Source organism: Streptomyces sp. NL15-2K (assembly GCF_030551255.1).
Lineage (GTDB): Bacteria > Actinomycetota > Actinomycetes > Streptomycetales > Streptomycetaceae > Streptomyces.
This window is the reverse complement of the sequence record NZ_CP130630.1, coordinates 2582667-2604825: the sequence shown is the minus strand read 5'-3', so window position 1 is coordinate 2604825 and position 22159 is coordinate 2582667. Positions and strand designations below refer to the sequence as shown.

The window sequence follows — 22159 nt, the reverse complement described above, 5'->3', positions numbered from 1 at the left end:
TGGGTGCCCGATTCTCCGCGCGCGGCCCCGGACCGATAGGTTTTCGAGGAAGCCGCCTGTCATCCAGGTGTTGGGCGGGTGTGTCAGACCGCTATCGAAAGGGTGATCCGTTGAGCCGCTCGGTTCTCGTCACCGGAGGCAACCGGGGCATCGGCCTCGCCATCGCCCGCGCTTTCGCCGACGCCGGCGACAAGGTCGCGATCACGTACCGCTCGGGTGAGCCGCCGGCCGGCTTCCTCGCCGTCAAGTGCGACATCACCGACCCCGAGCAGGTGGAGCAGGCCTACAAGGAGATCGAGGCCGAGCACGGCCCGGTCGAGGTGCTGATCGCCAACGCCGGTGTCACCAAGGACCAGCTTCTGATGCGCATGTCCGAGGAGGACTTCACCTCGGTCATCGACACCAACCTCACCGGCACCTTCCGGGTCGTCAAGCGGGCCAACCGCGGCATGCTGCGCGCCAAGAAGGGCCGCGTCGTGCTGATCTCGTCGGTCGTCGGGCTGTACGGCTCGCCCGGCCAGGCCAACTACGCCGCCTCCAAGGCCGCCCTGGTCGGCTTCGCGCGCTCCCTGGCCCGTGAACTGGGCTCGCGCAACATCACCTTCAACGTCGTCGCGCCCGGCTTCGTCGACACCGACATGACCAAGGTGCTCACCGACGAGCAGCGCGCGGGCATCGTGTCCCAGGTGCCGCTCGGCCGGTACGCGCAGCCGGAGGAGATCGCCGCGACGGTGCGGTTCCTCGCGTCGGACGACGCCTCGTACATCACTGGAGCCGTCATCCCCGTAGACGGCGGACTGGGAATGGGTCACTGAACCATGAGCGGAATCCTCGAGGGCAAGCGCGTCCTGATCACCGGTGTGCTGATGGAGTCCTCCATCGCCTTCCACGCCGCCAAGCTGGCCCAGGAGCAGGGCGCCGAGATCATCCTGACCGCGTTCCCGCGGCCCACGCTGACCGAGCGCATCGCCAAGAAGCTGCCCAAGCCCACCAAGGTCATCGAGCTCGACGTCAGCAACGACGAGCACCTGGCGCGCCTGGCCGACCTGGTCGGTGAGGAGCTGGGCGGCCTGGACGGCGTCGTGCACTCCATCGGCTTCGCCCCGCAGGACGCCCTCGGCGGCAACTTCCTCAACACGCCGTTCGAGTCCGTGGCCACCGCCATGCACGTCTCGGCGTTCTCCCTGAAGTCGCTGACCATGGCCTGCCTGCCGCTGATGCAGAACGGCGGCTCGGTCGTCGGCCTCACCTTCGACGCGCAGTACGCCTGGCCGCAGTACGACTGGATGGGCCCGGCCAAGGCCGCGCTCGAGGCCACCAGCCGCTACATGGCGCGTGACCTGGGCAAGCAGAACATCCGCTGCAACCTCATCTCCGCGGGCCCGATCGGCTCGATGGCCGCCAAGTCCATCCCGGGCTTCGCCGAGCTGGCCTCCGTGTGGGACTCCCGTGCCCCCCTGGAGTGGGACCTCAAGGACCCCGAGCCGGCCGGCCGCGGCATCGTCGCCCTGCTGAGCGACTGGTTCCCGAAGACCACCGGCGAGATCATCCACGTGGACGGCGGTCTGCACGCGATCGGTGCGTGACGCCGCCGCTGTGGCTCGACCAAGGGTGAGGGCCCGTCTCCAAAAGGAAGCGGGCCCTCACCCGTCACTCGTTCGGGCTATTCGGCCAGGCGGGGGAGGGTCGCAACGGCGCACTCTGGATCAGGCGTACATCACGCGCTTCCCTCCCCAGCACGGCCGAGGAGGTCCCCTTGTGCGCATGTCCCGCAGCCTGGCCTCAGCGACCGTCGCCGTCTCTCTCGTGCTGTGCCTGCCCTACGAGGCGATACCGCACGCGCGCGTGGAGGTACGGAAAGCACCCTCACCGGAGCCGTTCGGTGCCTGGTGCCGCAGCCGCGTCACCGGCTCGCAGGTGACGGCGTACTGTCACAACCCCTATCCGCGGCCCGACCACGTCAGCCTGCACATCGAGTGCGCACGCTGGTGGGACGTCGACAGCGACGGGGCGCCGGTCGAGGCCGGGCCCGCGCAGACCGTGCGGCTGACCGGCCGCTGCTGGAAAGAGGTCCGCTCGGTGTGGATCAGCCACCGGAAGGGGCGGTGAACCGGCCCGGGCGGCACAGGAACGGATAGCTGGCGGCCTCCTCGGCTGCCGCCGCCGCGTCGCCCGCGCGGATCGCGTCGACGAGCCGCGTGTGGTCCATGTGCGTCTCGGGCGTCAGTTCCTCGCCGACGTCCTCGCGCAGCCAGTCCCGCAGCACCTCGCCCAGGTCCGCGTACATCGCGATCATCACGTCGTTGTGCGAGGCGGCCACCACCGCCAGGTGGAACGTCGCGTCCGCCGTCACGAACGCTTCCGCGTCGCCCGACTCCCACGCCTCCTCACGCCGTACGAGGAGCGCGTCGAGCTGCTTGAGGTCCTTCTCGATGCGCCGCTGGGCGGCCAGCCTGGCGGCGGACGACTCCAGCGTGGAGCGCAGTTCCGCGATGTGCCGCGGGTCCGCGCCGGCGAAGCGGCGCTGCATCACGCCCGCCAGCTCGCTCGTCGCCACGACGTAGGTGCCGGAGCCCTGGCGGATGTCCAGCAGGCCGTTGTGCGCGAGCGCGCGGACGGCCTCGCGGACGGTGTTGCGGGCGACGCCGAGCTGCTCGACCAGCTCGGGTTCCGTCGGGATCCGGGATCCGACCGGCCACTCGCCCGAGGTGATCTGCTGGCGCAGTGCGGCGATGACCTGCTCGGACAGCGCCGACCGGCGGGGATGACTCAGGGGCATGGCACACCTTCGCACGGTCGGGACCGGAGCGGACGCCCTGGGGATGGACAACAAATCATCCCATGATTCTATGATGGCCGCATGGCACCTCAGGAAACCCGGACGACGAAGTCCACGAACGTACGCAGTCCGACCGCGAGCGACTCCGGGGGAGCCGCTGTGTCCACGGCGTCTACGACGCGCGCGTGGGCGACCCGTCTGGTCGTCGTCGGCATCATGCTGTCCGCCGTCAACCTCCGCCCCGCCATCACCAGCCTGGGCGCCCTCCTGGAAGAGGTCCGCGACGGGCTCGGCATGAGCGGCAGCGTGGCCGGACTCCTCACCTCGGTACCTCCGCTCTGTTTCGCCCTCTTCGGCGTCATGGCCCCCCGGCTGGCCCGCCGCTTCGGGCCGGGCGCGGTGGTGTGCGCCGGCATGGCCGCCATCACGGCCGGCCTGCTCCTACGGCCGTACGCGGGCAGTACGGCAGGCTTCCTGGCCGCCAGTGCCCTCGCGCTCATGGGCATCGCGGTCAGCAACGTCCTGATGCCGGTCATCGTCAAGCGCTGGTTCCCGGACCGGGTCGGCTCCATGACCGGCCTGTACTCGATGGCGCTCGCCCTCGGCACCTCGGCCGCGGCGGCGGTGACCGTGCCGATGACCCAGGCGCTGGGCGGCAGCTGGCAGTCCGGGCTCGCGATGTGGGCGCTCCTGGCGGCAGTGGCCGTGGTGCCGTGGATCCCGTTCGTCCGCGAGCGGGGCAGCACCGCCCGGGCCGCCGCCTCACGGGAGGGGCCGGCGCGTGAGGAGCCGGCGGCCGCCGTGCGGATCACCCGCAGCCGTATCGCCTGGGCCCTCGCCGTCTTCTTCGGGCTCCAGGCCACCGCCGCCTACATCACCATGGGCTGGATGGCGCAGATCTTCCGGGACGCCGGAGTGCCCGCGAGCACGGCCGGGCTGCTGCTCGCCGTCACGATGGTGATGGGCGTTCCGCTGGCCTTCGTCATCCCGCGCGTCGCCACCCGGCTGCCGCACCAGGGGCCGATCGTGATCGCCCTCGGCGTGTGCGGTCTCGCCGGATACGCCGGCCTGTACTTCGCGCCGGCCGGCGGCGCCTGGGCCTGGGCCGTGCTGCTCGGCGTCTCCAACTGCGCCTTTCCGCTGGCCCTCACGATGGTCGGGATGCGGGCCAGGACCGGCACGGGCGTGGCCCAGCTGTCGGCCTTCGCGCAGAGCACCGGCTATCTGATCTCCATCCCGGGCCCGCTCCTGGTCGGCGTGCTCTACCAGCACAGTGGTGGCTGGGGCCTGCCGATCGCCCTCATGACCGGCCTGATGATCCCGCAGATGGTGGTGGGCGTCCTCGCGGGCCGCAACCGCACGGTGGAGGACGAGGCGGCCGGCTGAGCTCTCCCCGGGCCCGGTCGACCTCCCCCCGGGCCCGGTCGACCTCCCCCCGGGGGGAGGTGCGGGATCCCGAAGGAGTCCGCTGCGGGACTCCGGGGAGTCCGGTGCGGGACTCCGGGGAGTCCTGTGCCGGACCCCGGGGGGAGTCCTGTGCCGGACCCCGGGGGGAGTCCTGTGCCGGACCCCGGGGGGAGTCCCGTGCGGGACCCCGGGGAGTCGAGCGCGGGCGACGGGTGCGAGACTTGCCGCATGCCAGTGCTCGACCCGAACCCCCAGAACGGCCAGAAGAAGATGTTGCTCGTCTTCGGCTCGTTCTTCGCCATCTTCGTGATCATCGCCATCATCGCGACGATCGCCTCGCCCTGACCGGATCTCCTCCTTCGGGTGGGGCTACCCCCCCCGTCCCCTAGGGGGCGAGTGTCAGGGGCAACTGGGTGGATCACCGGATGGGTTGAGGGCTCAGGATTCCGTAGCTTCGAGATGTGACCGCGAGAAGCGGACCACGGCGCATCGAAGACCAGCGGAGGCATCCATGTCGGCCCACATCCCCACTCGGCCCCACCCGGCGCCCCGGGGCGGCGTCGACATCCGACTGCCCTGGTGGGCGTTCGCGCTGCCCACGCTCGCCTTCTTCGTGCTGCTGGCCCTGATCCTGAACCCGACGGACGCGCACGCGGCCGCCGGTGACCCGGCCATCGCCCAGCTCCTTGAGCGAGTGCAACAGCTGATATCGCGCTGAACACCCTCTGAGCCGCCCGTCAACTCCCTGCGCCCCATGGCCTGTTTCATGCGAAGCTGGATCCCATGAGCGTCGCAGAACCCCGCAGGATTGTCCTTTTCCGGCATGCGAAAGCCGACTGGCCACAGGTGACCGACCACGAGCGGCCGCTCGCCGATCGGGGCCGAAAAGAGGCGGCAGAAGCCGGACGGAGGCTGGCCGACACCGGCCTCACCTTCGACCTGGCCCTGTGCTCCACCGCGACCCGGACGCGTGAGACCTGGAAGCTCGCCGTCCAGGAATTCCCGCAGCGGCCGAAGACCCTCTACGAGGAGCGGATCTACGAGGCCTCACCCGGCGAGCTGATCGCCGTGCTCAACGAAACCACCGACGACGCGCAGAACATCCTGCTCATCGGGCACAACCCCGGTGTGCAGGGGCTCGCCGACATCCTGGCCGGCTCGGCCGAGGGCGAGGCCCGTGAGCGGATGAACCGGCGCGGCTTCCCGGCCGCGGCCTTCGCCGTGCTGTCGTTCGACGGCTCCTGGAAGGCCCTGGAGCCGGGCGCGGCCACCCTGCTCGACTACTGGGCGCCGTCCGACTGACCCGCCCCACGCGCCCAGGGGCCCGGCACCGCAGCGGTGCCGGGCCCTTCATCGTGCGGGACCGGGGCACGGCTCGGTCTTCGCGGTGCGGTTCCCGGGCCCGCGGCCCGGTCCGCGATACGGCTGTGCGATACGGCTGGCTCAGTCCTCTTCGTGCGCGTCCGCCGCCTCGACCTCTTCGCGGGTGACGCCCAGCAGGTACAGGACCGTGTCCAGGAAGGGCACGTTCACCGCGGTGTGCGCGGCCTCCCGCACCATCGGCTTGGCATTGAAGGCGACCCCGAGGCCGGCCGCGTTGAGCATGTCCAGGTCATTGGCGCCGTCGCCGATCGCCACGGTCTGGGCGAGCGGCACACCCGCCTCCGCGGCGAACCGGCGCAGCAGCCGCGCCTTGCCCGCCCGGTCCACGATCTCCCCGGTCACCCTGCCGGTGAGCTTCCCGTCGACGATCTCCAGCGTGTTGGCGTGGGCGAAGTCCAGCCCGAGCCGCTCCTTCAGATCGTCCGTGACCTGCGTGAACCCGCCCGAGACGACCCCCACCTGGTAGCCGAGCCGCTTCAGCGTGCGGATCAGCGTGCGCGCCCCCGGCGTCAGCCGCACCTCGCTGCGCACCTTGTCCACCACCGACGCGTCCAGCCCCTGCAGCAGCGCCACGCGCGCGTGCAGCGACTGCTCGAAGTCCAGTTCCCCGCGCATCGCGGCCGCCGTCACCTCGGCGACCTCGTCCTCGCAGCCGGCGTGCGCGGCGAAGAGCTCGATCACCTCGTCCTGGATGAGCGTCGAGTCCACGTCCATGACGACCAGGCGCTGCGCGCGCCGGTGCAGTCCGGCCGCGACGACCGCGATGTCGACACCGAGTGCCGCCGCGTCGGTCACGAGGGCGGTGCGCAGCGGCTCGGTCTCCACGCCGGACACCGCGAACTCCACCGCCGTCACCGGGTACTTGGCGAGCCGGAAGATACGGTCGATATTGCCGCCGACCTTGGTGATCCGGGCCGCGATGGCGGCCGTGGCCTCCGCGGTGAGCGGATGCCCGAGCACGGTCACCAGGGAACGTCCGAGTCCACGCGGCCGGTTGTCGCCGCGGCCGGAGATGATCTCGGCCTGCATCTTGATCGACTCCGCCCAGCTGTGGACGGTCGCCCGCAGGTCCCCCTCCAGCCCGTGCGGCGGCTCGGTCACGAGCGCGCACAGCACCATCCGGCCACGGGTGACGACCTGCTCGATGTCGACCACGTCGACGGAGTAGGCGGCGAGGGTGTCGAAGAGGCCGGCCGTGATCCCCGGCCTGTCCTTGCCGAAGATCTTGACCAGGAGAGTGGGGGCGTCAGAGGACGAGGTCTGCGAAGCGCTCATGGTGTTCCCACCGTATCCGGCACGCAGTGCCCGGCGCCCCTGTGGTCCGTCTGGCGGACACGGAACTCTGGGCGTCGGGCCGGTGACGCGGACCTTACCAACGGGCCACGACTTGTCCGCGGCGGGGCCGGTCGGCTCCCACGGCACATACGACACATACGGCACATGCCGCGGGCTTGGCTCGCCGCCCCGCGCGGATCACCGTCGCCCCTTCGGCCTCCCCGGCGGCGGAGGAGGCGGCGGGGGCGGTGGGGGCGGAGGTGGCCCGTCGTCCGGTGCGGCCGACGGCCGGTCCCCGGGCCGCGACCTGGGGGACTTGCGGTACGACCGCGGTGGTGGGCCGACCGGCCGGGCCACCGTCGGCGCGCCGTACACGTCGTCGCCGGGCGGCGGGGGGTCCCCGGGCCGCCGCGTCTCCTCGGACGCCGGCGTCCCTTTCGCCGACCCCGCTCCCTCACCGGGCCGCCTCGCAGCGGGCGGCCGGTCATGAGGCGCTCGCGCATCTGGGGGCCTTGGTCCTGCGTCGGGCCGTCCCGCATCCAGCGGCCGGTCTTCAGGAGCTCGCGCACCTCCCGGCACCGGCCCCGCACCGGGCGGCCGCGCATCCTCCGGCTCCCTCAGCTCCTCCGGCACCCGCAGATACGGATTGGTGGCCGGGTTCGGCGGACGGTACGAGGCACTGGGGGCGTAGGGACCGGCCTCACCGGTGCGCTGCTCCCCGGGCTCACCGCCGTACCCGAGCCTTTCGGCCCGGCCGGCGTACGGCCCTCCTGCCCGGCCGGCATGTGGTCCGCCGCCGTTCGGGGCGTACGGCCCACTGGCCTGACCGGTGTATGGGCCCTCGGTCCCTCCGGCGTACGGCCCACCCGCCTCGTCCACGGCCCGCGACGCCCCCGTGCCCCCGACCACCGGCCCGCCGCTCGGCCGCGCCTGCGCCACCACACCCAGTGCCAGCGGTGCCGCCCGCTGCCCCGCCGACCTGGTCGCACGGGCGAGCAACGCTCCGGCGGCGCCGGCGCCCGCGCCCCACACGGCGCCGAGCAGCAGCGCCATGCCGAGGTTCCCCCGCAAGTCGATCCCCGCGCCGAGCGCGTCGAAGCCGAGCACCGACAGCGAGGCGTCCACGGACACCTCCGTCAGCCAGGCGAGCAGCGGCAGCGTCAACGCGGTCGCGACCCCGAGCCGCAGGGCGCACCGCCCCGCGAAACCGAGGGCACCCGGATCCCGTACGAACCCGGAACCGGCACCCGCGCCTACAGCAGCACCGGAACCGGAACCGGCACCGGCCAAGCCCTCGGACCTACCGGCCCCAGAAACCCCGACATCCCCGCCACGCGTGCCCAACGCATACCTTGCCCCGGCAGCCCCGGCAGCCCCGGCAGCCCCGGCAGCCCCGGCAGGCCCGGCAGGCCCGGCAGGCCCGGCAGGCCCGGCAGGCCCGTCAGGCCCGGCAGGCCCGTCAGGCCCGTCAGGCCCGTCAGGCCCGTCAGGCCCGTCAGGCCCGGCAGGCCCGGCAGGCCCGGCAGGCCCGGCAGGCCCGGCAGGCCCGGCAGGCCCGGCAGGCCCGGCAGGCCCGGCAGGCCCGGCAGGCCCGGCAGGCCCGTCAGGCCCGGCAGGCCCGTCAGGCCCGTCAGGCCCGTCAGGCCCGGCAGGCCCCGCAGCCCCCACCACACCGTCCCCACCAACCCCAACCGGCGTCCGCACAGCCACCAGCACCCCCGCCAGCAGCATCATCAGTGCCGCCGCGACCCCCAGCAGCCACACCCGCCCGTCCAGGTCGGCCAGCCGCCCCAGCGTGACGTTCTGGTCGGTGCCGGGGCTCAGCAGGTCGTCCAGTGGGTCGGGGAGCAGTCGGACCAGTTCGCCGGTCGCCTTGCCGTCCCACGGCACGAACAGGCCGATCGGAATCCCCAGCCACACCCCGTTCGGCGCGCCCAGCAGCGCCGCGCCGGCGATCCGCTTCGGATGGTCGTCGCCGATCGCCGCGTACGCCGCCGCGGCGAACCCCGCGGCCACCGCCACCAGCAGCACCGTGACGAGGGCGGACGCGGCGGGCCGTACCACGCGGTGCACGGCCTCCCAGCCACGCGGCAGCGGCGTGCGGCGCGATGCCAGCAGGGCGATCAGCAGGATCCCGGCCGACCAGCCCAGCCCGCCCAGCAGCGTGGGCGCGGTGTCGACGGTGAAGCCGACCGCCGCCTTCGCGTCGATGAGGCCGCCGATCTGGTCGGGCAGCAGCCCCTCGATGTCGCCGATATCCCCGATGTCGCCCACCCCGGGAATCTCGATACCGCCGCCCCCACCACCGCCGGGCAGATCGTCGAGCCCCAGTGAACTCCCGTCGATCGTGATGACGTCGCGCCCCGCCCAGGCCAGCCCGCCCAGCATCGCCACGAACAGTGCGACCACCGCCCCCGCGCGCGCGAGGAGTTCGGACGGGGCGATCACAACTCCGGCCGCCCGCAGGGACCGTAAGAAGAACCATGACAACAGCAGCGCTCCGACGAGGCTGACGCCCAGTGGCGTGATCTCGATGGCGGTCGCCGCCTCCGCGCCCGTCAGCCCGAACGCGGACACATCACCGGACGGTGTGACCGAACCACCCGCCCCAAGAGCCACCACCGCCGCGGTCATCGGCCCCAACGAGCCCGCCGTGTCCGCCTCCAGCAGATGCAGGCCGAGCGCCGCCGTGCCCGCCATCCCGATCAACGCCCAGCTCACAGAGGCGATCGCGGACAGCGCGATGTCCCCCCACGGCAGCCTCGTGCCGTGCTTCGCGGTCTCGACGTTCATGGACGCACTCATGGCAGACCCCCCGATCCGCGGCGCGGCCGGGTCGCCGCGCATGTCCCCCTCGCGTGGATTACCACTCTCCGGGCCGGTTTCAACCCCGTCAACGGAACCAGCCGAAGCGTGTGTGCGTGGTCTTCACAAGGCCCGACTTTCGGTCAGGGGGCGGAGCCTGAAATAGTTCCCGACGATGTTCGACATCCCTAGACTCCCTGTGATGGGGGTAACTCGGGGGACTACTCAGTGGGGCATGGAGTGCCGGAACTCGTACTGGAATTGAATGGACGGACCTGGACGCTCGATGCGTCCAGGCCATACACCCTCGGACGTGATCCGCAGGGGGACATCGTGCTCGACGACGCCAGAGTGTCCTGGCGTCATGCCACGATCAGCTGGAGCGGCCGCAGTTGGGTCATCGAGGACCACGGCAGCACCAACGGCACGTTCGTGCAGGGGCAGCGGATCCATCAGCTGGAGATCGGCCCCGGGTCGGCCGTGCACCTCGGCAACGCGACCGACGGACCGCGCGTGAACGTCTCAGGCGCGGCGGCGTCCGTCGCCTCGCCGCAGGTCCAACCCCAGAAGCAGCCGTACGCGGCGCAGGGCGCGAACCCGGGCTGGGCAGCGGCCCAACAGGCGCCGCAGGTACCGCAGCAGCAGGCGCCGCAGGTACCGCAGCAGCAGGCCCCGCAGGCCGGCTGGCAGCAGCCGCAGCAGGCCGCGCCGCAGCACGCCGCGCACATCCCGCCGCAACAGGGCCCCGGTGGTGGCGCGGGGGCGCCGCCGGTCTACGGCGATCGCAGCCCGACCACGTTCCACCAGTTCTCGCTCGGCCGCGTAATGCGCATCGGCCGTGCCCTGGAGAACGAGCTGGTCGTCTCCGACCTGCAGGTCTCCCGGCACCACGCCGAGTTCCACGCCACGCCGGACGGCCGCTACGAGATCCGCGACCTCGGCTCGCACAACGGCACGTACGTCAACGGTATGCCGATCGCCAAGGGCGGCTCCACGCTGCTCGGCCCGAACGACATCGTCGGCGTCGGCCACTCCACGTTCCGCCTGGTCGGCGACCGGCTCGAGGAGTTCGTCGACACCGGTGAGATCTCCTTCTCGGCCCGGCACCTGACCGTCACGGTCGACGGCGGCAAGCAGATCCTCAAGGACGTCTCCTTCGGCGTGCCGGAGAAGTCGCTGGTCGCGGTCATCGGCCCGTCCGGCTCCGGCAAGTCGACCCTGCTCAAGGCGCTGACCGGCTACCGGCCCGCCAACCAGGGCGACGTCCTCTACGACAACCGGAACCTATACAAGCAGTTCGCCGAGCTGCGCCAGCGCATCGGTCTGGTCCCGCAGGACGACATCCTGCACAAGGAACTGACCGTCAAGAAGGCGCTCAAGTACGCGGCCAAGCTGCGCTTCCCCGCCGACACCACGGGCGCCGAGCGCCAGGCCCGTATCGACGAGGTGCTGCGCGAGCTCAAGCTGGACATCCACAAGGAGAAGAAGGTCACCTCTCTCTCCGGCGGCCAGCGCAAGCGCGTCTCCGTGGCCCTGGAGCTGCTCACCAAGCCGTCGCTGATCTTCCTGGACGAGCCGACCTCGGGCCTCGACCCGGGCATGGACCGCGACGTCATGCAGCTGCTGCGCGGCCTCGCCGACGACGGCCGCACCGTCCTCGTCGTCACCCACTCCGTGGCCGAGCTGGCGATCTGCGACAAGCTCCTGGTGATGGCGCCGGGCGGCGCGGTCGCCTACTTCGGCCCGCCGGAGGAGGCACTGAACTTCTTCGGCTACGACACTTGGGCCGATGTCTTCTCCGCCTTCGAGAACTACCGCGACTACGACTGGGCGGGCCGCTGGAAGGGCTCGCAGCACTACCAGATGTACGCCGCGGACATCGACGCGATTGCTCCGCAGTCCGTACAGATGCCTCCGATGCAGGCGATGAAGCCGCCCAAGCCGCAGGGCTGGATGTCCCAGTTCGTCACCCTGGTGCGCCGCTACGTGTCGGTGATCGCCTCCGACAAGGGCTTCCTGGCGCTGATGGTGATCCTGCCGGCCGTCCTCGGCGCGGTGAGCCTGCTCATCGACGCGGACAAGGGCCTGCTGCCGAATCCGGCCAACGCGCAGGGCCGGATCATCCCGAACGGCACGGCCACCACCGTCCTGCTGATCCTCGCGGTCGGCGCCTGCTTCGCCGGCGCGGCCAACTCCGTCCGTGAGCTGATCAAGGAACGGGTCATCTACGAACGGGAGCGCGCCACCGGCCTGTCCCGCTCCGCGTACCTGATGTCCAAGGTGTTCGTGCTCGGCCTGATCACCGTGCTCCAGGGCCTGATGGTCGGCGTCATCGGCTTCGCCAGCCGCGAGATCCCCGAGGAGGGCCTGGTCCTCGGCAGCGCCACGCTCATCGAGCTCTCCCTGCCGATCATGGCGCTGGGCTTCACCTCGATGATGTTCGGCCTCATGATGTCCTCGCTGGTGAAGACGGCCGAGAAGACCATGCCGCTGCTGGTCATGTTCGCGATCATCCAGGTCGTGTTCACCGGCTGCCTGTTCACCCTGCACGGCTCGATCGGCGTCAACGAGTTCTCGTACCTGATGCCGTCGCGCTGGGCGGTCGCCGCCGCGGGCGCCACGCTGGACTTCAACAAGATCAGTCCGCCGGAGAAGCCCGGCGACACCGACCCGCTGTGGGAGCACACCCTCGGCGCCTGGGGCATGGACATGGCCGCCCTGATCGCCCTCGGCGTGATCTGCGGCTTCTTCGTGGCCCGCTTCCTGCGCCGCCACGAGCCCGAGGTCATGCGCAAGTAACCTGCGCCGTACGACGGCGAAGGGCGGCGCCCCCGGTGGGGGTGCCGCCCTTCCGCGTACGGTCAGAAGACCGCGCCGGACTCAGTACGCGCCGTTGACGTTGTCCATCGAGCCGTACTTGTCGGCCGCGTAGTTCGCGGCGGCCGTGATGTTGGCGACCGGGTCGTAGATGTTCCAGGACGTGCCGGCCACGTGGTACGCCTTGAAGGTCGGCGGGATCACCTGGAGCAGACCCTTGGAGGGCACGCCGTTGATGGCGTTGATGTCCCAGTTGTTGATCGCGTTCGGGTTGCCCGAGGACTCCCGCAGGATGTTGCGGTGCAGACCGTCGTACGAGCCCGGGATGCCCTTCTTCTTCATGATGTCCAGGGACTCGCGGATCCAGCCGTCGAGGTTGTTGGCGTAGGTCTTGGCGGAGACGGCCTTGGCCGTGAGGCGCTTGGCGGACCGGCTCGCGGCCTCCTTCGCCTCGCGCTCCTGCTCGGCCTTCTTCTTCGCCGCGGCTGCGGCGGCCTTCTGCTTCGCGGCGGCCTCGGCGGCCTTCTTCTTGGCGGCGGCTTCCGCGGCCTTCTTCTTGGCGGCTTCCGTCTCGGCCTTGTCCTTCGCCTGGAGGGCCTGGCCCTGGAGGCCGGCACTGGCGAGCTGCTCGCTGACGCCGGACTGGAGGCCATCGAGCTGCTCGGAGCTGTAGGCCACCGGCTTCGAGGCGGCGGCGGCTTCGGACGTGGTCGTCTGCCCGCCCGGCACCGTGGTGAGCACGACGGCTGCGGCACCGAGTGTGGCGACACCGGCGATCGCGATCTTGTGCGTCCGGGTCAGGGCGCGACTGCGGTCACGAAAGGGGGTGTTCTTGGGCATGGCGGGTTAGGACCTCTTCGAATAGCGCGGAGGTCGCTCACGTCCAACGGGGGACACGGGTGCTTCCTGCACAAACGCCGCGGGCGGAACCCGCGGCGCTGAGCGACGAGAGCCATTCTTAGCGGCCGCAAAATGGCCAGGCAAAGGTGTGACGTACTACGCTGCTTAGTGGATCGGGGAAGGGCAAAACGGGACAGACCAGAACGTCTGCCCCGTTCAGGGTGGAAGGGTATGTCTCCTATTTCGCCTAGTAAGTGATGTGCGCCCTATGTGCGGGCTCACATCGAGCCAGCGACAGTCTCACCAGCAGTTGCTGCCGCAATGCTCTGCGTGAGGGGCTTCCTACGGCAGAATGAGGTGCACGTCCCCGAACTCGTGCCACAGGTAGCGCCCCCGCAGCGCCTCCTCGTAACCACGGTCGATCGCCGCCCGGCCGGCGACCGCCTCCAGCATCAGCAGATGCGAGGCCTCCGGCTCGTGCAGGCCGGTCAGCAGCCCGTCGACCACCCGCACGCCCCGCTCGGGCGTCACCACGAGGTCCGTCCACCCCTCGGCCGCCCGCACCACCCCGTCGGGCCCCGCGGCCGTCTCCACGGCCCGTACGGCCGTCGTGCCGACCGCCACGACCCTGCCGTCCCCCGCTTTGACCGCGTTGATCAGCCGCGCCGAAGCCTCCGGCACCGCGAAGCGCTCCGGATACGGCGGCTCGTGCGCCTGAGCCGAGGCCACCCCGGTGTGCAGCGTGATCGGCGCGAACTGCACACCCCGGCTCACCAGCTCCGCCACCAGCCGCGCGGTGAAGGGCCGCGCCGCACTCGGCATCTCCGCACTGCCCGACCCGTCGGCGGACGGCAGCGCGAACACCGTCTGGTAGACGGACAACGGCTGGTCCCGCTCCGTATAGGAGTAACGAATCGGCCGCCCGTGCTCGCGCAGCATCCCGAGGACCCCCGAGCCCTTGGAGGCCGACACCCGTGCCCACCACAGCCGCCCGCTCTCCGCGCTCACGGGCTCCTCCAGGACGAGCCGCACACCCCTGGGCAGCCCCACCTCCGTCCCCGCAGGACCACCCGCACGCGCGCGCGTGGTGCCCATCCCGTCCGCGTCCCGCAGCTCGACCGCCCACCGCCCGTCGTCCCCGCGCGTGGAGAAGTGCACCACCACGCGCGCGTGCCCGATCCGCCCGTCCACGGCGGCGGCCAGCGTGGGAGATGTGTTGACGACCAACAGATCCCCCGCGCACAGCAGCCGGGGCAGCTCGGCGAACGCGTGGTGCGACACCTCACGGCCACGCGACACGAGCAGCCGTACGGCATCCCGGTCGAGCCCGGCCCCGCGCTGCTCGACCGGCAGCCGGGCGGACAGCTCCTCCGGCACCCCCACCGCCAGCGTCATCGCCCCTCCAGCAGGGCGGGAGCCCCGTAGCGCCCGCTCGCCGGACGCTCCTCCAGCAGCCGCAGGAACGCCGGGACCACACTGGCCGGCTCCGGTCGCGGATCCTCGTCCTCCGGTACGGCCGCCGCGTACAGGTCCGTGGCCATGTCCCCGGGATCCACCGCCCAGACCCGCAGCCCGGGCTCCTCCGCGGCGAACACCGCCGCCAGGTGGTCCAGGGCCGCCTTCGACGCCCCGTAGCCGCCCCACGTCTCGTAGGCCTCGGCGGCCGCGTCCGAGCTGACCGCGATCACGGTCCCCGCCGCGGACGCCCGCAGCAGCGGCAGTGCCTCCTGGGTCAGCCCCAGCGCGGCCACCACGTTCACCTCCAGCGCCCGCCGCAGCCCCCGCAGGGGAAGCTCCGCGAGCCGGACCAGCGGCTCGGCGCCCAGCGCGCTCGCGTTGTTCACCAGCAGATCGAGCCCGCCGAGCTGCCGGGCCGCCGCCACCAGCTCACCGCGGTGCCGGGCTTCCGTGACGTCCCCCGGTACGGCGGTCACGCGCGTCCCGTGCGCGGACACGGCCTCCGCCGCTTCTTTGAGGGCCTGAGCGCCTCTGGCGTCGAGCACCAGATCCCAGCCGCGCGCGGCCAGCGCCTCGGCGAGCGCCCGCCCCAGCCCCTTCGAGGCCCCCGTGATGATCGCTACCGGCATGACACACGTCCCCTCGTCTTCGACGCCTTCTCATCGGCGTGCTCCCAACGTAGGAACGGGACCGCCCGGGCCGCCTCGGACGCGGGCAGCAGAGCGGCGGGGTCCTTCGCCCTAGGCCCACCGGCCTAGGAAGCCGCCGCCACAGGTCCGATACGGACTGTCACACCCCGCCGGTACCGTGAGGGCATGAGTCAAGGACCCCGGTCCGGCCTGGCCGCGGTGAGCTCCGCGCTGCTGGCCATGAGCAGGCACCTCGAGGTGCGCGACGTCCTCAAGACGATCGTCGCCTCGGCCCGCGAGCTGCTCGACGCGCAGTACGCCGCGCTCGGCGTCCCCGACGATCACGGCGGCTTCGCCCAGTTCGTGGTCGACGGCGTCAGCGACGCGCAGTGGAAGGCCATCGGCCCCCTCCCGCGCCAGCACGGCATCCTCGCCGCGATGCTCCACGAGGCCAGGCCCGAGCGCCTCGCCGACGTGCGCAAGGACCCGCGCTTCGAGGGGTGGCCGTCCGCCCACCCCGACCTGGTCGACTTCCTGGGCCTGCCGATCCGCGACGGCGACGAGGTCATCGGCGCGCTCTTCCTCGCCAACAAGCTGCATCCTGTGGGGGGACACCCCCCACACCCCCCGTGCCCGAAGCCGGAAGGCGGTTGCGGCTTCACCGAGGACGACGAGGAACTGCTCTCCATCCTCGCCCAGCACGCCGCGATCGCGCTGACCAACGCCAGGCTCTACGAACGCAGCCGCGAGCTGACGATCGCCGAGGAACGCTCACGCCTCGCGCACGAACTACACGACGCGGTCAGCCAGAAGCTGTTCTCCCTGCGCCTGACGGCCCAGGCGGCCGCCACCCTGGTCGACCGCGATCCGTCGCGGGCCAAGGGCGAGTTGCAGCAGGTGGCCGCGCTCGCCGCCGAGGCCGCCGACGAACTGCGCGCCGCCGTCGTCGAGTTGCGCCCCGCGGCCCTCGACGAGGACGGCCTGATCGCGACCCTCCGCACCCAGATCCAGGTCCTCGACCGCGCCCACGCCGCCCGCGTGACCTTCGCCGGCCGAGGCGTCCGCGCCCTGCCCGCAGCCCAGGAGGAGGCCCTGCTCCGGGTCGCCCAGGAGGCCCTGCACAACGCCCTGCGGCACTCCGGAGCCGAGCACGTCGACGTGACCCTGGACCGGCGCGGCAGCGGAGCCGTCCTGCGGGTCACCGACGACGGCAGCGGCTTCGACCCCCAGGGGATACGCCGCGCGGGACGCCACCTGGGCCTGGTCTCCATGCGGGACCGGGCGAGCGGGGCCGGTGGCGCGCTGACCGTGGAATCGGCGCCCGGCAAGGGCACCACGATCGAGATGGAGGTCCCCGGTGGCTGACGCAATCAAGGTGCTGCTCGTCGACGACCACCAGGTGGTCCGCCGGGGACTGCGCACATTCCTCGAAGTGCAGGACGACATCGAGGTCGTGGGCGAGGCGGCCGACGGAGCCGAGGGAGTCGCCCGCGCCGAGGAACTGAAACCCGACGTCGTCCTCATGGACGTCAAGATGCCGGGCATGGACGGCGTCGAGGCCCTGCGCAAGCTCCGCGAACTCGACAACCCCGCGCGCGTGCTGATCGTCACCAGCTTCACCGAACAGCGCACGGTCGTCCCGGCCCTGCGCGCCGGCGCCGCCGGGTACGTCTACAAGGACGTCGATCCCGACGCCCTGGCCGGCGCCATCCGCTCCGTGCACGCCGGGCACATCCTGCTCCAGCCCGAGGTGGCGGGCGCCCTGTTGGCCCAGGAGGAGACCAACTCCGGCCAGGGCAGAGGCGGTTCGCTCACCGAGCGGGAGCGCGAGGTGCTCGGGCTGATAGCGGACGGCCGCTCCAACCGGGAGATCGCCCGCGCGCTCGTCCTCTCCGAGAAGACAGTCAAGACCCACGTCTCGAACATCCTGATGAAACTCGACCTCGCCGACCGCACCCAGGCCGCCCTGTGGGCCGTACGCCATGGTGTGACCGGCTGAAATACGCTTCAGATGGCAATACGGAGGGTTCCGCTCCGGACCGAGATTCATACCGTCGTGGGAATGTCCCCCGGATGGCGCATCCTTTGCGGATCTCCGCCGTTCTCCAGTGCGTGCTGCGGCGACTGGCCGTGGCAATCGCTAGGAGGGCTTAGAAGTGAAGAACCTGAAGAAGGCAGCGGCCGTGACGATGGTGGCCGGCGGTCTGCTCGCCGCCGGTGCCGGAATGGCCTCCGCCACCGACGCGCACGCCGACGGCAAGGCCGTGGGCTCGCCCGGCGTCGCCTCGGGCAACCTCGTCCAGGCCCCGGTGCACATCCCGGTCAACGACTCCGGCAACAGCGTGAACGTCATCGGCGTGCTGAACCCCGCCTTCGGCAACACGAGCGTCAACCACTGACTGATGCCGCCCAGCGGCCAGTGACCTCCGGCCTCCCGGGCCCGCCCGGGAGGCCGGTCAGTTTGTCGCGCGTATCGCCACGGCCAGCCGTCCCCGCCCAGCTGCGGGCATTCGTGCCGCCTGGGGCGGCTCCCGACCCACAGAAGGCGGCACCCCGTAAGCGCCGGGCTGTGCGACCCACTCCCGCTCAGCACCCACGCCGGGCAACTGGGCGGCTGGCGGCGCCGTCCAGCCGACGCCGTCACCTCGCGCCGGGCTGCGCGACCGACCCCCGCCCAGCACCAACCCCGGGCACCAGCAAACCGACACTCACCGCACCCCCTTCTCCCGCTCCTCCACATACGCGTTGTAAGCAGCGACAGCAGCCCGCCGAGCCGTCCGCTCCACCGGCCGCAACGCAACCCCCCGCGCCGCCATCTCGGACGCGCTCACCGCACCCCCGGGCCCGTTCTCAGACGCCAGCGACACCAGGAACCCCACCCGCTGCGCCAGCTCCAGCACCCGCACCGCCCGCCCCGGATACCCCGGCGCCAACACCTCCCGCCCCCGCTCGGCCCGCGCCCGATACGCCTCGATCGCCGCCTCGGCCACCGGCCCCGACCCGGCCACATCCAGTCGAGTCAGCACCTCGGTCGCCTCCCGCAGCGCCTCCGCCAGCTCCCGCTCGGCCTCCCCGAGCGACGGCACATCGGCAGGCGGCGCCTCCCGCACGGGAAGCACGTGCCACACCACTTCGACATGAACATCGCCGTCGGGCCCGGCCTCGTACACCTCGGGCACCAGCCCCAGCGCGGCCCCGTGACAGACGACCGCCTCCTCCGCGTCCAGCGCCCGCGCGTTGAACTCCGGCGGCCCGCTCAGCCCCAGCGGATGCCCGGGCGCGGGCAGCGCGACCCGCAACCCCGCCACACCGAGCGACCGCAGCCGCCCCAGCGCGAGCGTGAGCCCGACGGGCGCCGTCTCACCCGGCAGCCCCTCGACCCGGTGCACCGCGTCCTCCCCGACGATCGCGAGCACGGCGTCGTCCGGCGAGACAAATCCGGCCAACAGGGCATTTCCCCAAGCGGCAAGGCGTCCAGAGCGTGGTTCCGTGAGCATGCCCCCACCCTAAGGACCGGACCGATGGAATGTCCGGGCCCACCCGTGGCGTAGATTTCCTTGAGGGCTGCGCCCACCGGCGCGGCGGACCGAGCCACAGGCTTACGCGAGAGCCGAGACCGGCCACACTGCAAGGGGAGACAACGCGCTCATGAGCGATGTTCTGGAGCTTCAGGACGTATCCGTGGTCCGCGAGGGCCGGGCTCTGGTGGACCAGGTCTCCTGGTCGGTCAAGGAGGGCGAGCGCTGGGTCATCCTGGGCCCGAACGGCGCCGGCAAGACCACCCTCCTGAACGTCGCCTCCAGCTACGTCTACCCCAGCAAGGGCACCGCCACCATCCTCGGCGAGACCCTCGGCACGCCGGGCACCGACGTCTTCGAGCTGCGCCCCCGCATCGGCGTGGCCGGCATCGCGATGGCCGATAAGCTGCCCAAGCGCCAGACCGTCCTGCAGACCGTACTGACCGCCGCGTACGGCATGACGGCCACCTGGCAGGAGGACTACGAGGAGATCGACGAGCAGCGCGCCCGCGCCTTCCTCGACCGCCTGGGCATGAGCGACTACCTGGAGCGCAAGTTCGGCACGCTCTCCGAGGGCGAGCGCAAGCGCACCCTCATCGCCCGCGCCCTGATGACCGACCCCGAGCTGCTCCTGCTCGACGAGCCCGCCGCCGGCCTCGACCTCGGCGGCCGCGAGGACCTCGTACGCCGTCTCGGCCGCCTCGCCCGCGACCCGATCGCCCCCTCGATGCTGATGGTCACCCACCACGTCGAGGAGATCGCCCCCGGCTTCACCCACGTCCTGATGATCCGCCAGGGCAAGGTCCTCGCCGCCGGTCCGCTGGAGCTGGAGCTCACCTCCCGCAACCTCTCCCTCTGCTTCGGCCTCCCTCTCGTCGTCGAACAGGTGGGCGACCGCTGGACCGCGCAGGGCCTCCCGATGTCCTGACACCCCCAACTCCCGGGTAAGAAGCCCGTTTCAACGCACGTGCGCCCTGTCGGAGGCAGGACCCGCGGACCTACCATGACCATGTGAACGACATCGACGCATGGGTGTGGTGGCTCATCGGCGCGGCAGCACTCGGAATCCCGCTCGTGGTGACGGCGATGCCGGAACTCGGCATGCTCGCCGTGGGCGCCCTCGCCGCCGCGGCGGCGGCCGGACTCGGCGGCGGCGTCGTTGTCCAAGTGCTCGTCTTCGCCGTCGTCTCGGTCGCCCTCATCGCCGTAGTGCGGCCCGTCGCCACCCGGCACCGCGCACAGCGACCCCAACTCGCCACGGGTGTGGACGCCTTGAAGGGCAAGCAGGCCGTCGTACTGGAGCGCGTAGACGGCGCCGGCGGCCGGATCAAGCTCGCCGGGGAAGTCTGGTCCGCCCGCTCCCTCGACACCGACCGTGCCTACGAAGTGGGCCAAGAAGTGGACGTCGTGGACATCGAGGGGGCCACGGCGATCGTCATGTGACCTCGTCAGTTGGGGCAAGACGTAACTGAACCGAACGCACTACGAGTTACACGACGGTCTGTCACACTCGACCAGCAAGATCTTCAACAAGCATAAGATCTTTCCGAAGGCGCCGAGGCGGAGAAGGGTACGGGGAGAGCACGATGGAACCGGTCATCATCGTCTTGATCATTCTGGTGGTGTTGGTCTTCATCGCCCTGATCAAGACGATCCAGGTCATCCCGCAGGCGAGCGCCGCCATTGTGGAGCGCTTCGGCCGCTACACGCGGACACTCAACGCGGGACTCAACATCGTCGTCCCGTTCATCGACACCATCCGCAACCGCATCGACCTGCGTGAACAGGTCGTCCCGTTCCCGCCCCAGCCGGTGATCACCCAGGACAACCTGGTGGTCAACATCGACACGGTCATCTACTACCAGGTGACCGACGCCCGGGCGGCGACGTATGAAGTCGCCAGCTACATCCAGGCGATCGAGCAGCTCACCGTCACCACGCTCCGCAACATCATCGGTGGCATGGACCTGGAGCGGACCCTGACCTCCCGCGAGGAGATCAACGCGGCCCTGCGCGGCGTCCTCGACGAGGCCACCGGCAAGTGGGGCATCCGCGTCAACCGCGTGGAACTGAAGGCCATCGAGCCCCCGACCTCCATCCAGGACTCGATGGAGAAGCAGATGCGCGCCGACCGGGACAAGCGCGCCGCCATCCTCACCGCCGAAGGTACGCGCCAGGCCGCGATCCTCACCGCCGAAGGTGAGAAGCAGTCCCAGATCCTGCGCGCCGAGGGTGAGGCCAAGGCCGCCGCCCTGCGCGCCGAGGGCGAGGCCCAGGCCATCCGTACGGTCTTCGAGTCCATCCACGCCGGTGACGCGGACCAGAAGCTCCTCGCCTACCAGTACCTCCAGATGCTCCCGAAGATCGCCGAGGGCGACGCCAACAAGCTGTGGATCGTGCCCAGCGAGATCGGCGACGCGCTCAAGGGACTGAGCGGTGCCATGGGCAACTTCGGCCCGATGGTCGGAGGTCAGGGCGGTGGCAACGGCGGCACGGGCACGGAACGCCGCGAGAAGCCGTCGATCGACTGACGACGTTCTTGTACGAGACTGGGGCCCGCCTCCTGCTTCGGGAGGCGGGCCCCAGATCCACGTACGGCTGCGGCCTAGGCTGCCGGCTGCGCCAGCCACTCCGGCAGCGCCTCGAAGTCGTCCTGCCCCAGCGCCAGCAGCATCGCGTCCGCCGGCGTCGGCTCGAACGGCTCCCGCAGCAGCGGCATGCCCGCCTGCTCCGGAGTCCGGTTGGCCTTGCGGTGGTTGTCCTCCGCGCACGAGGCCACCGTGTTCAGCCAGGTGTCCTGACCGCCCTGCGACCGCGGCACCACGTGGTCCACGGTCGTCGCCCGCCGGCCGCAGTACGCGCACCGGTGCCGGTCGCGCACCAGGACACCCCGCCTCGACCACGGAGCTTGTCTTCGGAAGGGCACCCGTACGTACCTGCACAGCCTGATCACCCGGGGCGCCGGTATGTCGACCGCGGCTCCGCGCATGCGCAGTTCGGGGTGGGACTGCTCGACGACGGCCTTGTCCTGAAGCACCAGAACGACGGCTCGGTTCAACGTCACCGTCGACAGCGGCTCGAAGCTCGCGTTCAGTACCAGCGTGTCCCGCATCACCAGCCCACCTCCCGTGTGCACCGGCCCACCCCTTGGCGGGCTGGGATCAACTCTGGCCGGGCACGCCGAGATGGACAACGCAATATCTGCTGCTCCGCGAGGGGTGACCCCCGCGACCCCCGGCAACAAAAAT

Annotated in this window: 22 protein-coding genes; 14 read left to right on the top strand and 8 right to left on the bottom strand. The window is 71.3% G+C overall.

The genetic code is table 11. From position 1 onward, the window contains the following. The first annotated feature begins 110 nt into the window (after nt 1-110). The 3 genes from fabG to Q4V64_RS11175 all read left to right on the top strand — a co-directional run bounded on the left by fabG (nt 111) and on the right by Q4V64_RS11175 (nt 2109). The gene (gene fabG / locus Q4V64_RS11185; RefSeq protein ID WP_095753356.1) at nt 111-815 is read left to right on the top strand and encodes a 3-oxoacyl-[acyl-carrier-protein] reductase; all 705 of its coding nucleotides are present in this window, start codon (nt 111-113) and stop codon (nt 813-815) included. Nucleotides 816-818: 3 nt separating this feature from the next. After that, entirely contained in the window at nt 819-1586 is a 768-nt protein-coding gene (fabI, locus tag Q4V64_RS11180) for an enoyl-ACP reductase FabI (RefSeq protein ID WP_124443310.1), read from the top strand. Nucleotides 1587-1758: 172 nt separating this feature from the next. Beyond that, on the top strand, nt 1759-2109 hold the full coding sequence (locus tag Q4V64_RS11175; RefSeq protein WP_124443311.1) for a hypothetical protein: 351 nt from the start codon (nt 1759-1761) through the stop codon (nt 2107-2109). Here the strand turns inward: Q4V64_RS11175 and Q4V64_RS11170 are convergent. Further along, nucleotides 2087-2779 (bottom strand): FadR/GntR family transcriptional regulator, encoded by a 693-nt coding sequence (locus Q4V64_RS11170; protein WP_124443312.1) that lies wholly within the window; start codon nt 2777-2779, stop codon nt 2087-2089. The two genes, Q4V64_RS11175 and Q4V64_RS11170, sit on opposite strands and share 23 nt — an antisense overlap. An 81-nt stretch (nt 2780-2860) precedes the next feature. On the opposite strand from Q4V64_RS11170, the gene Q4V64_RS11165 reads away from it, so the two are divergent. The 4 genes from Q4V64_RS11165 to Q4V64_RS11150 all read left to right on the top strand — a co-directional run bounded on the left by Q4V64_RS11165 (nt 2861) and on the right by Q4V64_RS11150 (nt 5488). Then, nucleotides 2861-4165, top strand: coding sequence for a CynX/NimT family MFS transporter (locus Q4V64_RS11165; protein WP_124443313.1), 1305 nt, complete (start codon nt 2861-2863; stop codon nt 4163-4165). A gap of 249 nt (nt 4166-4414) precedes the next feature. Continuing rightward, a complete protein-coding gene (locus tag Q4V64_RS11160) occupies nt 4415-4531 on the top strand; it encodes an SGM_5486 family transporter-associated protein (RefSeq protein WP_086023195.1) in 117 nt (38 codons plus the stop codon). Between the two features lie 166 nt (nt 4532-4697). After that, nucleotides 4698-4904 carry a hypothetical protein gene (locus tag Q4V64_RS11155; RefSeq protein WP_124443314.1) on the top strand — a complete coding sequence of 69 codons (207 nt, stop codon included), beginning with the start codon at nt 4698-4700 and terminating at the stop codon, nt 4902-4904. A gap of 65 nt (nt 4905-4969) precedes the next feature. Beyond that, nucleotides 4970-5488: a histidine phosphatase family protein gene (locus tag Q4V64_RS11150; RefSeq protein ID WP_124443315.1), complete on the top strand. Its 519-nt coding sequence runs from the start codon at nt 4970-4972 to the stop codon at nt 5486-5488. A 141-nt stretch (nt 5489-5629) separates the two neighbouring features. Here the strand turns inward: Q4V64_RS11150 and serB are convergent, their stop codons facing one another. Both serB and Q4V64_RS11140 read right to left on the bottom strand, forming a co-directional pair. Continuing rightward, complete coding sequence (gene serB / locus Q4V64_RS11145; RefSeq protein WP_124443316.1) at nt 5630-6844, bottom strand: phosphoserine phosphatase SerB; 1215 nt, start codon at nt 6842-6844, stop codon at nt 5630-5632. A 198-nt stretch (nt 6845-7042) separates the two neighbouring features. Then, on the bottom strand, nt 7043-9649 hold the full coding sequence (locus Q4V64_RS11140; protein WP_348540800.1) for a streptophobe family protein: 2607 nt from the start codon (nt 9647-9649) through the stop codon (nt 7043-7045). A gap of 240 nt (nt 9650-9889) precedes the next feature. Here Q4V64_RS11140 and Q4V64_RS11135 point away from each other — a divergent pair, with 240 nt between their 5' ends. Next, on the top strand, nt 9890-12448 hold the full coding sequence (locus Q4V64_RS11135; protein WP_124443326.1) for an FHA domain-containing protein: 2559 nt from the start codon (nt 9890-9892) through the stop codon (nt 12446-12448). A gap of 81 nt (nt 12449-12529) precedes the next feature. On the opposite strand, the gene Q4V64_RS11130 is transcribed toward Q4V64_RS11135, so the two are convergent. The 3 genes from Q4V64_RS11130 to Q4V64_RS11120 form a co-directional block, all read right to left on the bottom strand. Further along, a complete protein-coding gene (locus Q4V64_RS11130; protein WP_124443327.1) occupies nt 12530-13306 on the bottom strand; it encodes a transglycosylase SLT domain-containing protein in 777 nt (258 codons plus the stop codon). A gap of 342 nt (nt 13307-13648) precedes the next feature. Next, nucleotides 13649-14701 (bottom strand): S-adenosylmethionine:tRNA ribosyltransferase-isomerase, encoded by a 1053-nt coding sequence (locus tag Q4V64_RS11125; protein WP_124443328.1) that lies wholly within the window; start codon nt 14699-14701, stop codon nt 13649-13651. Next, nucleotides 14698-15393: an SDR family NAD(P)-dependent oxidoreductase gene (locus Q4V64_RS11120; RefSeq protein WP_124443329.1), complete on the bottom strand. Its 696-nt coding sequence runs from the start codon at nt 15391-15393 to the stop codon at nt 14698-14700. The genes Q4V64_RS11125 and Q4V64_RS11120 overlap by 4 nt, the downstream gene beginning before the upstream one ends. Nucleotides 15394-15579: 186 nt before the next feature. On the opposite strand from Q4V64_RS11120, the gene Q4V64_RS11115 reads away from it, so the two are divergent. The 3 genes from Q4V64_RS11115 (at nt 15580) to chpE (ending at nt 17792) form a co-directional block, all read left to right on the top strand. Continuing rightward, entirely contained in the window at nt 15580-16758 is a 1179-nt protein-coding gene (locus Q4V64_RS11115) for a GAF domain-containing sensor histidine kinase (protein ID WP_124443330.1), read from the top strand. Beyond that, complete coding sequence (locus Q4V64_RS11110; protein ID WP_124443331.1) at nt 16751-17392, top strand: response regulator transcription factor; 642 nt, start codon at nt 16751-16753, stop codon at nt 17390-17392. The genes Q4V64_RS11115 and Q4V64_RS11110 overlap by 8 nt, the downstream gene beginning before the upstream one ends. 157 nt (nt 17393-17549) lie before the next feature. Then, nucleotides 17550-17792, top strand: a complete 243-nt coding sequence (chpE, locus tag Q4V64_RS11105; protein WP_124443332.1) for a chaplin ChpE — start codon at nt 17550-17552, stop codon at nt 17790-17792. A 309-nt stretch (nt 17793-18101) separates the two neighbouring features. Here the strand turns inward: chpE and Q4V64_RS11100 are convergent, their stop codons facing one another. Continuing rightward, a complete protein-coding gene (locus Q4V64_RS11100) occupies nt 18102-18890 on the bottom strand; it encodes a hypothetical protein (protein WP_124443333.1) in 789 nt (262 codons plus the stop codon). A 151-nt stretch (nt 18891-19041) separates the two neighbouring features. Between Q4V64_RS11100 and Q4V64_RS11095 the strand changes: the two genes are divergently transcribed. The 3 genes from Q4V64_RS11095 to Q4V64_RS11085 all read left to right on the top strand — a co-directional run bounded on the left by Q4V64_RS11095 (nt 19042) and on the right by Q4V64_RS11085 (nt 21442). Next, nucleotides 19042-19839 carry an ABC transporter ATP-binding protein gene (locus Q4V64_RS11095; RefSeq protein WP_124443334.1) on the top strand — a complete coding sequence of 266 codons (798 nt, stop codon included), beginning with the start codon at nt 19042-19044 and terminating at the stop codon, nt 19837-19839. Nucleotides 19840-19922: 83 nt separating this feature from the next. Further along, nucleotides 19923-20354, top strand: a complete 432-nt coding sequence (locus Q4V64_RS11090) for an NfeD family protein (RefSeq protein WP_124443335.1) — start codon at nt 19923-19925, stop codon at nt 20352-20354. Nucleotides 20355-20497: 143 nt separating this feature from the next. Further along, the gene (locus Q4V64_RS11085; RefSeq protein WP_124443336.1) at nt 20498-21442 is read left to right on the top strand and encodes an SPFH domain-containing protein; all 945 of its coding nucleotides are present in this window, start codon (nt 20498-20500) and stop codon (nt 21440-21442) included. A 74-nt stretch (nt 21443-21516) separates the two neighbouring features. Here Q4V64_RS11085 and Q4V64_RS11080 read toward each other — a convergent pair whose 3' ends face one another. Beyond that, entirely contained in the window at nt 21517-22023 is a 507-nt protein-coding gene (locus Q4V64_RS11080) for an HNH endonuclease (RefSeq protein ID WP_124443337.1), read from the bottom strand. Between the last annotated feature and the right edge of the window lie 136 nt (nt 22024-22159).